Annotated in this window: 16 protein-coding genes; 9 read left to right on the top strand and 7 right to left on the bottom strand. The window is 64.4% G+C overall.

What is annotated here, in order from left to right; translation table 11 throughout:
• Nucleotides 1-29: 29 nt before the first annotated feature.
• The 7 genes from ung (at nucleotide 30) to FFS68_RS12635 (ending at nucleotide 3,832) form a co-directional block, all read left to right on the top strand.
• The gene (ung, locus tag FFS68_RS12610) at nucleotides 30-743 is read left to right on the top strand and encodes a uracil-DNA glycosylase (RefSeq protein WP_137753554.1); all 714 of its coding nucleotides are present in this window, start codon (nucleotides 30-32) and stop codon (nucleotides 741-743) included.
• Nucleotides 740-1,498 carry a sulfite exporter TauE/SafE family protein gene (locus FFS68_RS12615; protein ID WP_137753555.1) on the top strand — a complete coding sequence of 253 codons (759 nt, stop codon included), beginning with the start codon at nucleotides 740-742 and terminating at the stop codon, nucleotides 1,496-1,498. The genes ung and FFS68_RS12615 overlap by 4 nt, the downstream gene beginning before the upstream one ends.
• Before the next feature lie 78 nt (nucleotides 1,499-1,576).
• On the top strand, nucleotides 1,577-1,708 hold the full coding sequence (locus FFS68_RS18215; RefSeq protein ID WP_283214605.1) for a hypothetical protein: 132 nt from the start codon (nucleotides 1,577-1,579) through the stop codon (nucleotides 1,706-1,708).
• 13 nt (nucleotides 1,709-1,721) lie between these two features.
• The gene (locus FFS68_RS12620; protein WP_137753556.1) at nucleotides 1,722-2,186 is read left to right on the top strand and encodes a YaiI/YqxD family protein; all 465 of its coding nucleotides are present in this window, start codon (nucleotides 1,722-1,724) and stop codon (nucleotides 2,184-2,186) included.
• A 72-nt stretch (nucleotides 2,187-2,258) separates the two neighbouring features.
• Nucleotides 2,259-2,948, top strand: coding sequence for an alpha/beta hydrolase (locus FFS68_RS12625; RefSeq protein ID WP_137753557.1), 690 nt, complete (start codon nucleotides 2,259-2,261; stop codon nucleotides 2,946-2,948).
• Nucleotides 2,949-2,989: 41 nt separating this feature from the next.
• The gene (locus FFS68_RS12630; RefSeq protein ID WP_137753558.1) at nucleotides 2,990-3,322 is read left to right on the top strand and encodes a DUF962 domain-containing protein; all 333 of its coding nucleotides are present in this window, start codon (nucleotides 2,990-2,992) and stop codon (nucleotides 3,320-3,322) included.
• 81 nt (nucleotides 3,323-3,403) lie between these two features.
• A complete protein-coding gene (locus FFS68_RS12635) occupies nucleotides 3,404-3,832 on the top strand; it encodes an OsmC family protein (protein ID WP_137753559.1) in 429 nt (142 codons plus the stop codon).
• Nucleotides 3,833-3,843: 11 nt separating this feature from the next.
• Here the strand turns inward: FFS68_RS12635 and FFS68_RS12640 are convergent, their stop codons facing one another.
• Nucleotides 3,844-4,452 (bottom strand): DUF6445 family protein, encoded by a 609-nt coding sequence (locus FFS68_RS12640; RefSeq protein WP_137753560.1) that lies wholly within the window; start codon nucleotides 4,450-4,452, stop codon nucleotides 3,844-3,846.
• Between the two features lie 226 nt (nucleotides 4,453-4,678).
• On the opposite strand from FFS68_RS12640, the gene FFS68_RS12645 reads away from it, so the two are divergent.
• Complete coding sequence (locus FFS68_RS12645; RefSeq protein ID WP_137753561.1) at nucleotides 4,679-5,560, top strand: arylamine N-acetyltransferase; 882 nt, start codon at nucleotides 4,679-4,681, stop codon at nucleotides 5,558-5,560.
• Here the strand turns inward: FFS68_RS12645 and FFS68_RS12650 are convergent.
• From FFS68_RS12650 to FFS68_RS12660, 3 genes are all read right to left on the bottom strand, one after another.
• Entirely contained in the window at nucleotides 5,557-6,372 is an 816-nt protein-coding gene (locus FFS68_RS12650; RefSeq protein WP_137753562.1) for a ThuA domain-containing protein, read from the bottom strand. The two genes, FFS68_RS12645 and FFS68_RS12650, sit on opposite strands and share 4 nt — an antisense overlap.
• A gap of 74 nt (nucleotides 6,373-6,446) precedes the next feature.
• Nucleotides 6,447-6,911, bottom strand: a complete 465-nt coding sequence (locus tag FFS68_RS12655) for a glycine zipper 2TM domain-containing protein (RefSeq protein ID WP_171003865.1) — start codon at nucleotides 6,909-6,911, stop codon at nucleotides 6,447-6,449.
• Nucleotides 6,912-7,050: 139 nt separating this feature from the next.
• Complete coding sequence (locus tag FFS68_RS12660; RefSeq protein WP_137753563.1) at nucleotides 7,051-7,359, bottom strand: hypothetical protein; 309 nt, start codon at nucleotides 7,357-7,359, stop codon at nucleotides 7,051-7,053.
• A 318-nt stretch (nucleotides 7,360-7,677) separates the two neighbouring features.
• Between FFS68_RS12660 and FFS68_RS12665 the strand changes: the two genes are divergently transcribed.
• The gene (locus FFS68_RS12665; RefSeq protein ID WP_137753564.1) at nucleotides 7,678-7,917 is read left to right on the top strand and encodes a hypothetical protein; all 240 of its coding nucleotides are present in this window, start codon (nucleotides 7,678-7,680) and stop codon (nucleotides 7,915-7,917) included.
• Nucleotides 7,918-8,056: 139 nt separating this feature from the next.
• Here the strand turns inward: FFS68_RS12665 and FFS68_RS12670 are convergent, their stop codons facing one another.
• From FFS68_RS12670 to FFS68_RS12680, 3 genes are all read right to left on the bottom strand, one after another.
• Entirely contained in the window at nucleotides 8,057-8,569 is a 513-nt protein-coding gene (locus tag FFS68_RS12670) for a 2'-5' RNA ligase family protein (RefSeq protein ID WP_137753565.1), read from the bottom strand.
• A 55-nt stretch (nucleotides 8,570-8,624) separates the two neighbouring features.
• The gene (locus FFS68_RS12675; RefSeq protein WP_212742352.1) at nucleotides 8,625-9,203 is read right to left on the bottom strand and encodes a Swt1 family HEPN domain-containing protein; all 579 of its coding nucleotides are present in this window, start codon (nucleotides 9,201-9,203) and stop codon (nucleotides 8,625-8,627) included.
• Between the two features lie 2 nt (nucleotides 9,204-9,205).
• Nucleotides 9,206-9,989: DUF5343 domain-containing protein (locus FFS68_RS12680; protein WP_212742353.1), on the bottom strand; the 784-nt coding region annotated here is incomplete at its 5' end.

Consider the following 9,989-nt stretch of genomic DNA (forward strand, 5'->3'; position numbering starts at 1 on the left):
AGCCCGCGCGGCTCTGGTGAAGCGCCGACATGGCTGAGGTCAAATTGCATCCCGACTGGCTCGCCGCGGTAGGCGGCGAGTTTGCGCAGCCCTATATAGCGGCGCTCAAGGCATTTCTTGCGGGCGAACGCGACCGGGGCAAGATCATCTATCCGCGGCCGCGCGACTGGTTTGCGGCGCTCGATGCGACGCCGCCGCAGGATGTCCGCGTCGTCATCCTGGGGCAAGATCCGTACCATGGGCCGGGGCAAGCGCATGGACTGTGCTTTTCGGTCCAGCCGGGGGTGCGGGTGCCGCCGAGTCTGGTCAATATCTACAAGGAACTGCAGAGCGATATGGGCATCCCCCGCGCGTCGCATGGCTATTTGAAGCATTGGGCCGAGCAGGGCGTGCTGCTGCTCAACAATTGCCTGACGGTCGAGGCGGGGCAGGCGGCGTCGCATCAGGGCAAGGGGTGGGAGACATTCACCGACGCCGTCGTTGCGGCGGTGGCCGCCGATCGGGCGCCGAAAGTGTTCATCCTGTGGGGCAGCCATGCCCAGAAGAAGGCCGCGAAAGTCGCGGGGCTGGGGGCGGGCAGCCCGCATTTGGTGCTGCGCGCGCCGCATCCGTCGCCGCTGTCGGCGCACAATGGCTTTTTCGGATCGCGGCCGTTCAGCCAGACCAACGCGTTCCTGGCGGCGCAGGGCCGCGGGGCGATCGACTGGGCATTGCCTGAAAATCCGGACGTTGCGGCTGAATGAGCTTGCTGGGCGACCCGCTGACGCTCGCCGTGCTGGCGCTGGCGGTGATCCTGCTCGGGCTGGCCAAGGGCGGATTGTCGGGGGTCGGGGCGCTCGCGACGCCGCTCGTCGCGCTGGTGCTGCCGCCGACGCTCGCTGCGGCGCTGCTGCTGCCGATATTGATCGTGCAGGACGTCGTCAGCGTCTGGTCGTTCCGCAAGACATGGGACGGCTGGATCATCGGCTGGATGCTGCCCGGCGCCGCGGTCGGCATCGCCGCGGGTTATTTTTTCGCCGAGCAGGTCGACGAGGCGAAGCTGATGGCGGCGCTCGGCGCGATCACGCTGGCGTTCGGCGTCTATCGCCTGTGGGTGGAGCGCGGCGGGCGCGTCGTCGCGGCATCGACTTCGCCGGGCTGGGTCGGCAGCCTGTTCGGGGTCGCCACCGGCTTGACCAGCCAGATCGCGCATGCCGGCGGGCCGCCGTTCCAGATGTGGGTGACCCCGCGCCGCCTGCCGCACCTCGTTTTCGTTGGGACCAGTTCGATACTGTTCGCGGCGATCAATTGGATCAAGGTGCCCGCTTATATCGCGCTCGGCGCCTTTCCGCATGAGGTGTTGGTCGCTGCGGCGCTGCTGATGCCGCTCGCGATCGTGTCGACCTTGCTGACGGTGCGCTGGCTGAAACGGATCGATGGCGCGCGTTTTTATGTCCTGATCTACCTGCTCATGGTGGTGCTCGGCGCGAAGCTGATGTGGGACGGGCTGGCGGGATAAGGGGCGACTTGCGGCGGCAAAGCGCCTAGGTTGCACCGCGACGGGCACAGGCGCCCGCCTGCTTTCAAGGTATTGACCATGGCCAAAGGCCAGAAGAAGACGAGCCGCGAAGTCCGCAAACCCAAGGCCGAAAAGCCCAAGAAGCCGAACGCGAGCAATCCGTCGACCAAGGTCGGGGTGGTCGTGGGCCTCGACAATATGAAGAAGTAACCGCGCCGCCGCTATGCCGACCCCGACGATATTGGTCGATGCCGACGCCTGTCCGGTGAAGGACGAGATTTACCGTGTCGCCTGGCGGCACGAGGTGGCGGTGAAGGTGGTGAGCAACAGCCGCTTGCGGGTGCCCGAGCATCTGCTGATCGAGCGGGTGGTGGTGTCGGACGGCTTCGACGCCGCCGACGACTGGATTGCCGAAGCGGCCGACGGGCATAGCGTCGTGATCACCGCCGACATATTGCTCGCCGACCGGGCGCTGAAGGCGGGGGCGGTCGTCCTCGGCCCTACCGGCAAACCCTTCACCATGGCGTCGATCGGCCCCGCGATCGCGACGCGCGCGATCATGGCCGATCTGCGCGCCGGGGGCGACCAGATCGGCGGCCCGCCGCCGTTCACCAAGGCCGACCGGTCGCAATTTTTGCAGGCGCTGGACAGCGCGTTGGTGCGGTTGAAGCGCGGCAGTGGCGGTTGATCTTTGCTGCTGCGGGCAAGGGGGTGGCGTGGTATCTTTGGCCTGCTTTCCCAGTGATGCAGGAGTCGCGACATGGCCAATCTTCCTTCGATTATCCTCGTTCACGGTTTTTGGGGCGGCGCGGCGCACTGGGCCAAGGCGATCGTCGAGCTCGACCGGCTGGGGCATCGCGGCATCCGCGCAGTCGAACTGCCGCTGACCTCGCTCGCCGACGATGCGGCGCGGACGCGGCAGCTGGTGGCGCAAGCCGACGGCCCGGTCCTGCTCGTCGGGCATAGTTATGGCGGGGCGGTGATAACCGAGGCGGGGACGGCGCCGAATGTCGCCGGGCTGGTCTATATCGCTGCCTTTGCTCCCGATGCGGGCGAGAGCGCCGGCGCACTCACCCAGCAGCATCCGCCCGCCGGTGCAGCGAATCTGGCGCCCGATGGCGATGGCTATTTGTGGGTCAAGGCCGACAAATTCCACGAGAGCTTTTGCCAGGACGTCAGTGCCGCAGAGGCGCTGGTGATGGCGGTGACGCAAAAGGCGCCGCTGGCGTCGACCTTTGGCGATGCGATCAGTGACCCGGCATGGAAAGTGAGGCCGAGCTGGTACCAGATCTCGAGCGCGGACCGGATGATCGACCCTGCGAACCAGCGCGCGATGTCGGACCGGCTGGGCGCGCGCAAGATCATCACGCTCGACGCCGGACATGCGTCGCTCGCGTCGCGGCCGGTCGAGGTTGCGGCGCTGATCGACGAGGCGGCGCGCAGCCTTTAGCCAAGGTTGACCGGCATCTTTTTGAGGCGCAGCATCGGGTAATGCCCCGACTCTACACCAGCTTTGCCGAATTCTGGCCCTTTTACCTGCGCGAGCATAGCAAGGCGTCGACGCGGGCGCTGCATTATGTCGGAACCAGCCTGGTGGTGCTGATCGCGGTGGCGGCGGTGGTGAGCGGGCGCTGGGCGTGGCTGATCGCTTTGCCGCTCGCGGGCTATGCTTTTGCGTGGGCGGCGCATTTCGGGGTCGAGAAGAACCGGCCCGCGACCTTTACCTATCCGCTGTGGAGCCTGGCCGCCGATTTCAAAATGTGGGGGCTGTGGCTGACCGGGCGGCTGGGGGCCGAACTCGACAAGGCGGGGGTGGCGCGCTGACCCGCTTTCGTCATTCGCGCGCTGCATGCTAGGCTGATTGCCCCGAGTCCCCATCCGCCAGCTTTCCCAAGGAGACATCGTATGACCGTCAACCGCGCATCTGCCCGCTACGAAGGCTTTGGCAAGGAGGGCAAGGGGTCGATCACCACCAAATCAGGCGTGCTCGACCAGCAGCCCTATGGGTTCGGCACCCGCTTTGAAGGCGTGCCGGGAACCAACCCCGAGGAACTGATCGCGGCGGCGCATGCGGCGTGTTTCACCATGGCGCTGTCGTTCGGGTTGGCGCGCGCCGGCTATGCGGGCGAGACGCTGGAGACGACCGCGGCGGTGACGCTCGACGCCATCGAGGGCGGGTTTGAAATCAGCCAGTCGGCGCTGACGCTGGTGGCCCGGGTGCCCGGAATCGACGCCGCGGAATTTGCCCGGATCGCCAAGGAAGCCGAAATGAACTGCCCGGTGTCCAAGCTGCTCGATTGCGAGATCACGCTCGAGCATAGCCTGGAGAGCTGAGCCGCGGCACGCTAAGTCGCTGCGGCAAAAAACATCAGATAGACGAGCCGGCCATCGGTGGGCGTCGTGCCGAACCCGGCGCCGCTGTTGTGGAACATCCACGGGCTGAACAGGATCAGGCGATTGCAGCGCATCGGCGCTGTGAAGCTCTTTTCCCAGCGCGCCGGGCGGGCGGTGTCGTGGTTCACCACCTCTTGGACCAGGTCGTTGATGTCGTCATACCCCGCCGCGGCGATGCGGTCGCGGGTCGTCGGCACACGATCGAGCCCGGTGCGGCGGTGGCGATAGAAATCGGTGCCGCCGCGGCAATGTTCGGGCAGGCTGAGGTAGAGGATGCCCGAGTAAAAGGCGGGGTCGATATGGACCCCGCTCTGGCCGCGATCGCCCTTCAGCGTCAGGCGGCAATGGCCGTGGAGGGTCCCCGGCGCGCCGACCACCCGCGTCTCGACGAGGCGCGAGACATAGTCGTCGAGCCCTTTGATCGGCAGCGCCCGCGCCGACACGATGCCGGGATAATTGGCCTGGCCGTCCCGCGCGTCATAGCCGAGCGCCAGCGCCTGCCGCCGCAGTTCGTGCGGGTCGGCGGTGAAATCATCGATCATAACGAACGCAGGGGTCATCGGCGGGGGGCGGCTTGCGGGACGACGATCATCATCTGTGTATCCCTGTTGCCGACCGCGGCGGGCGGTGCCGCGGTGCTTGTCTGCGCTTCGCCGTAGAAGCGATAAGGCGCTTCGACAAGGCGGGGCGACGGGCCAGAAGCATCGCGCGCTTCATGGCTTGACCTCAACTATGGGTGAGCTTTCATAAGCATCGGCAGATGATTCGCGAAAGGAGTCTTTGCCAATGTTGCACTATCCGGCTGCCCCTGCTGCCCCCGCCGACGAGGGCGACATCGCCGCTGCGGACACGCCGCCCTTGCTGACGCGCTATCTGGCGCGGATCGGTTATGCCGGTCCGTTGGCGCCGACGCGCGAGGTGCTCGCGGCTTTGCAGGCGGCGCATATCGCCGCCATCCCGTTCGAGGCGATCGACGTGCTGACCGGCGCCGGGATCGATATCGACGCCGCGGGGGTCGATGCCAAGCTGATCGGCCAGCGCCGCGGCGGTTATTGTTTTGAACAGAACAGCCTGTTCCTGCGCGTGCTGCGCGCGATCGGGTTCGAGGCCGAAGGGCTGCTCGGCCGGGTGCGGTGGATGCTGCCCGACGATGCGCCGGTGACGCCGCGCACGCATATGGTCGTGCTGGTGACGCTGGACGGGCGACCGTGGCTGGCCGACGTCGGGTTCGGCGCGGCGGTGCCGCCGGCGCCGCTGGCGATGGACAGCGAGGAACCCCAGCCGACGTCGCACGAAAGCTATCGCGTGATCCGGCACGGCCGCGACTGGGAGGTCGCGGTGCAGATCGATGATCGCTGGAGGGCGCTGTATCGGATCGACGACGGTCCGGCGCACCCGATCGATTATGAGGTCGGCAATTGGTACACGTCGGCGCACCCCGATTCGCATTTCCGCCACCAGCTGATCGCGGCGCGCACGACCGCCGAGGCGCGCTATGGCCTGCGCGACAACCGGCTGACGACGCGGCTGGCCGATGGGCGGACCGACCGGCGCTATCTGACCGCGGACGAGATCGAGCGGACGTTGGCGGAGATTTTCCTGTTGCCGGTGCGCCCGCACTGGCGCGCCGCGATCGAGCGCGCGGCGACGGCGGAGGTCGCTGCCTAATCGCAGCCTGCCCCGTTCTGGCGCGCCGCCCACCCGATCGCGCCGCTCACCAGCTGGAGGTGGTCGGGGTCGCTCCACGCCGCGGCCCGGTGCCCGAGCGCCGAATAGAAGATCCGCGCGCGGCCTTCGCAGCGCCACCAGACCAGCGCATGGTCGCCCATGCGAAGCCTGGGTTCGAGCTGCACGCTGGCCTCGTCGAGCTGCACCAGCACCCGCGCGTCGGCGGCGGGCGCGGCGTCCCAGCTGTAAAATTCTTCGGTCCAGCGCCAGCGCGCGGGCAGGGTGCGGGTCGCGGGGTGGGTGCGGTCGATGACGGCGAGGTCGCCCGCCTGAAACTGGTCGGCGCCGCCGGGATGGCCGGTGAACTGGCCGTTGCCGCGCATCCGGACGAACCAGTCCGGGTGGCTGCCGTCACCCGCGCTGTGCAGCCCGACGAACCCGCCACCCTGCGCCAGCCACGCCTGAAACGCCGCGCGCTGATCGGCGGTATAGATGTCGCCGCTGGCGTTGGCGAAGATGACGACGTCGAATTTGGCGAGCTGCTGCGGGTTGAAGACCGCGGCATTTTCGGTCGCAAAGCTGCTCCACCCGCGCGCCTCGACCAGCGCTTCGATCGCCGGAACCGCCTCTGCGATGCTGTCGTGGCGATAGCCGTTGGTCTTGCTGATGATCAGCACCGCGGGGCGGGAGAGCGCGGGCAGGGCGGGCGCCACATGGTCGAGCGTCGGCGTCGGGCGGCGCGGATCGGGGGCGGCGGGGGCGGCCTGTAGCGTAAGAAGCAGCGCGGCGGCGAGCGTGGTAGCGGCGATCATTGTCTTCTCCCGATCCTGATCGGGCGAATGCTAGGGACGCCGACCAAGCGGGGCAAGCCGCCGCGCCGCGATGCTCAGCGGCAGCGCACGTCGTTGTTGCCGCCGCGTTCGATCGCGCGGCCCGCGACCGCGCCGCCGACCGCGCCGAGGATGGTGCCCAGCGTCTCCGACCCGCCCGGGGCGATGGCGTTGCCCGCGATGCCGCCGACGACGCCGCCGACGATCAGCCCGGTCGAGCCATCGTTGCGGCGGCAATAATATCTATTGTCGCGGCCGCGATAGACGCGGTCGTTGTTCGACAGGCGGCGTTCCTTGTACCGGCGGTCGGTGCGGTAATATTGATCGGCATAATAGCCACCGTGACGCGGGTCGGGGCGGTTATAGTCATAATTGCCGTTCTGGGCGTAATAGCCCTGGTCGTAATAGCCATAGCCGCCATCGTCATAGCCGGCCCCGGCGCCAACACCGCCATAGGTGCCGGCGCAGCCTGCGCTGAGCGCGGTCATGGCGGCGAGGGGCAGGATCATCAGCTTGTTCATCGACATCACTCCGTTCGGGTCGCGTGCCGGGCCAAGCGGGCGTGGGCATGCTCTGTTTTGCCCCACGCATAGGATAAAGTCCTGAGAGGGAAGGGAGTTCCGCCGGATCAGGCGTCTGCGCTGTCAGGCCGCGCGGTTGTCATTCGGCATCGTCGGAGGGATCGAGCCGAACGGTCCACATCGGGTGACCGCCGGGCGACAGGGTGATGTCGTGGCTGGGCACCATGTCGGTCCCGGTTTCGATCCACCCGCGCCCGTCGCATTTGGGACAGGGGACGCGGATCGAGCGGTGGCTGACCAGGTCGATCTGGCTGTTCCACTGGCCATGGCCGTTGCAGACCGGGCAGCGGACGTCGAGATCGCCGGCGCGGTGGCGGACCGAAATGCCGTCGAGCGCGTGCGGGTCGCCGGGGCCGGTGCAGTGGACGATGTTCGAGGGGTGGGACATGGGGTGCCTTTGCGGGTTGGTTGCCCGCCAAAGTTCAGGAAAGTTCAGCCCAATGGCGATGCGTTGGCGGCGACGGAACGGAAGCGCAAGCGGCGCTGCCGCAGCGTCCGAACCGGTGAAGCAGATGTATAAATTGTAGGAAAGGGGTTTCTGGCCCGCGCGGCGAAAAATGGGATCGGAAGGTGCGGCGGGCGGGCAACGCGGGCAAATTCGGGCGTCCTGAAACCAGGACTGGACGACAGGACGCCGATGGTCTGGTAAACGCGCTTCTCGGGCTGTTGGCGTCGGTCGCGCGAAAACCGTGAAAGGCATGGCGAGATGATCGAGAGTTTTGGGGCACTGGTCGGCTGGGAACATCATGATGCGGGCGACCGCATCATGCTCCGGCTCGAAAGCGTGCAGTCTTCGGAAGCGGCAAAGCAGCACGACCCCGACCTGTTCCGCGTCCTGATGACCAAGCAGCAAGCGGCGATCCTGGGCCAGTATCTGGTCCGCATTTCGGGTCAGACGCCGATGGTGCCGAAAAAGCGGGGCTGGTTTCGGCGTCGGTTCGGTTGACGGGGGGGGCTGGTCATCGCTGGGTGACGGGAGGATTTTCCTGCTTCGTCATCCCGGACCTGATCCGGGATCCACGACGACAGCGCGGTTATGGATCCCGGATCAGGTCCGGGATGACGAAGGTGGGAGACGCTCTGGCTCAGGACGTGCCGCCGCGCAGCGGCCAGCGGCCATGTTCGACATGGGTGGTCTTGCCGACGATGCTTTCCATCAGGATGATCTCGTCCACCGTCCAGCCGATCGGCGGCATCTTCTGGGCGTTCAGCCGGTCGCCGCGATAGTTGATCGTGATGTGCGGTTCGGGGGTGGTGCCGTCCATGATCGGCGCCTTTTCGCGCAGCAGATGGTTGACCAGCGCCTGCTGAAACGTCCGCGCCTCGGCCAGCGGTTCGCGCGTGCGCAGCGTCACCGCCTTGCGGTTCTCGATCCGGTCGAAGGCGAGCGGGAAAGGTGCTGCTGCGAGGCTGTCCAGCGCGGCGATGGTCGCGGGCAGCCACTCGGGCGGCGCATAGTGCAGGTCGTAGAGCGAGATGAGCGTGACATGGAGGAGGTGGGGGCCGCGCGAAGGATCGTTGCGCGGCAGCGCGGCGATCTGTGCCTGCACCTCCGGCGGCGGCTTGGCCATGACGTAGAGGGGGTTTCGGGCGCGCATGGGTGGGAGTGTAGCATGGTGTGGGGGGAGGCGATGACGTTAAATCTGGGTGAAACTAGACCCCAACTTGGCGGTTCCAGTCGCCAACATATACTTCGAGGCGCGCAAACTCGCCCGGTAGGAGCAGCCTGTTATGCGCTATAAAATTTCTAGCTTGTTCTATCTCATCAAGCCGCTGCTTGACCCAGTGCTGCGTCGGAATAACATCTTCAAAACATGACCAATTAGCTATGATAATGTCTGCAAGATGTCCAAATTCTATGTAAAAAAGACCGCTGCCTTTCTGGCCCTCTAACCAAGAGTTTTCTGTATCTTTTTTTTGACGAGATTCTGCTTGAGTTCTTATTTTAGTCGGAACTCTCTCTTCCCACCAATTGCTTCCGAACTCTTCTTCGAGTCTTTCTCTTATAAGTTGTCTTATTGCGTTCTCGAAACAATACATCAACGCGTATATGCGCGACATACGAAGGGCACTATTTCGTAAGTCTACGGAGAATGGGCGAAGAGTCTCTTCCATTAGACTCTCTTCGAATTCCCGTTGATCGGCTCCGATCCTGATACCTGACGAGCGCAATTCCTCTGCGTCCGCTTCAAACATCATTGCACGGAATAGCCAAGTGCGAAGGTCGTCCATTTTCAATCCATCAAATTTTGTTTGAGAGATTTAAATATCGCATTAAATACTTCGATATCTTTTGTCGGAGGCAAGTGGACTTCTATCGTATATCGTAAATCTAATGAACTCGAACGAACAATTGGTTTGGGCGGCGCGTCGACGCCTGCCTCATCCTCTTGGGGATCGGGCGATGGGGCCGGGATTGTTGGAGTGTTAGATTGCTTTGATACATCCGCAAGTTTAAGCAATCCCAAGAATGTGGCAGCTTGCAACTCGGAAACTCTGTCCGTAGAGTTGGTTGAACTTTTAAACTTTCCTTCAATTGCGACACGATCATTTTGCGATAAATTGTCGTTTATCAGGAATAGATCACCATAAGCTTCCCGGAGAGCTTCACCTAAGACCGATTTGGACTTGGATGGATCGCGATAGGCGAGGTATCTCTGGGTTGGCGTGCCATCCGATGTAAGAAATCCTAGATCCTTTAGAAGAGGAATGATGGCTCTATCGCCACTCGACTTAAAGCCTAGTCCCTTAAGGTGCTCCACATTGAATTTCTCCGGTGCTGCTCCAGAAACTATCTGCTGCATAATGGCAGGCAGATTTTTGAGTCCATTCATGTAGCGCGAAGTAAGCACCGAGCATCCCCTCCTAGTTTCAGAAGGTGAAGCTGCCGCTATATTCGGTAGGATGCGGATTCCGACGATCCCGCGCAGGGATACCGACATGATCACGCGCATCGTTCCGATCTGATCCCGCGCGGGATTCCGATCTGATGCCGCGCACGGCTCAGAGCCGTCATCG

Source organism: Sphingopyxis sp. L1A2A (assembly GCF_005502465.1).
In the GTDB taxonomy this organism is placed as follows: domain Bacteria; phylum Pseudomonadota; class Alphaproteobacteria; order Sphingomonadales; family Sphingomonadaceae; genus Sphingopyxis.

What these genes read in the sequence shown, in the direction of transcription:
- FFS68_RS12675 (WP_212742352.1), bottom strand. Translation starts at nt 9,203, where the DNA reads ATGGACGACCTTCGCACTTGGCTATTCCGTGCAATGATGTTTGAAGCG.
- FFS68_RS12635 (WP_137753559.1), top strand. Translation starts at nt 3,404, where the DNA reads ATGACCGTCAACCGCGCATCTGCCCGCTACGAAGGCTTTGGCAAGGAG.
- FFS68_RS12670 (WP_137753565.1), bottom strand. Translation starts at nt 8,569, where the DNA reads ATGCGCGCCCGAAACCCCCTCTACGTCATGGCCAAGCCGCCGCCGGAG.
- FFS68_RS12665 (WP_137753564.1), top strand. Translation starts at nt 7,678, where the DNA reads ATGATCGAGAGTTTTGGGGCACTGGTCGGCTGGGAACATCATGATGCG.
- FFS68_RS12645 (WP_137753561.1), top strand. Translation starts at nt 4,679, where the DNA reads ATGTTGCACTATCCGGCTGCCCCTGCTGCCCCCGCCGACGAGGGCGAC.
- FFS68_RS12660 (WP_137753563.1), bottom strand. Translation starts at nt 7,359, where the DNA reads ATGTCCCACCCCTCGAACATCGTCCACTGCACCGGCCCCGGCGACCCG.
- FFS68_RS12650 (WP_137753562.1), bottom strand. Translation starts at nt 6,372, where the DNA reads ATGATCGCCGCTACCACGCTCGCCGCCGCGCTGCTTCTTACGCTACAG.
- FFS68_RS12655 (WP_171003865.1), bottom strand. Translation starts at nt 6,911, where the DNA reads ATGAACAAGCTGATGATCCTGCCCCTCGCCGCCATGACCGCGCTCAGC.
- FFS68_RS12630 (WP_137753558.1), top strand. Translation starts at nt 2,990, where the DNA reads ATGCCCCGACTCTACACCAGCTTTGCCGAATTCTGGCCCTTTTACCTG.
- FFS68_RS18215 (WP_283214605.1), top strand. Translation starts at nt 1,577, where the DNA reads ATGGCCAAAGGCCAGAAGAAGACGAGCCGCGAAGTCCGCAAACCCAAG.
- FFS68_RS12620 (WP_137753556.1), top strand. Translation starts at nt 1,722, where the DNA reads ATGCCGACCCCGACGATATTGGTCGATGCCGACGCCTGTCCGGTGAAG.
- FFS68_RS12615 (WP_137753555.1), top strand. Translation starts at nt 740, where the DNA reads ATGAGCTTGCTGGGCGACCCGCTGACGCTCGCCGTGCTGGCGCTGGCG.
- FFS68_RS12640 (WP_137753560.1), bottom strand. Translation starts at nt 4,452, where the DNA reads ATGACCCCTGCGTTCGTTATGATCGATGATTTCACCGCCGACCCGCAC.
- FFS68_RS12625 (WP_137753557.1), top strand. Translation starts at nt 2,259, where the DNA reads ATGGCCAATCTTCCTTCGATTATCCTCGTTCACGGTTTTTGGGGCGGC.
- ung (WP_137753554.1), top strand. Translation starts at nt 30, where the DNA reads ATGGCTGAGGTCAAATTGCATCCCGACTGGCTCGCCGCGGTAGGCGGC.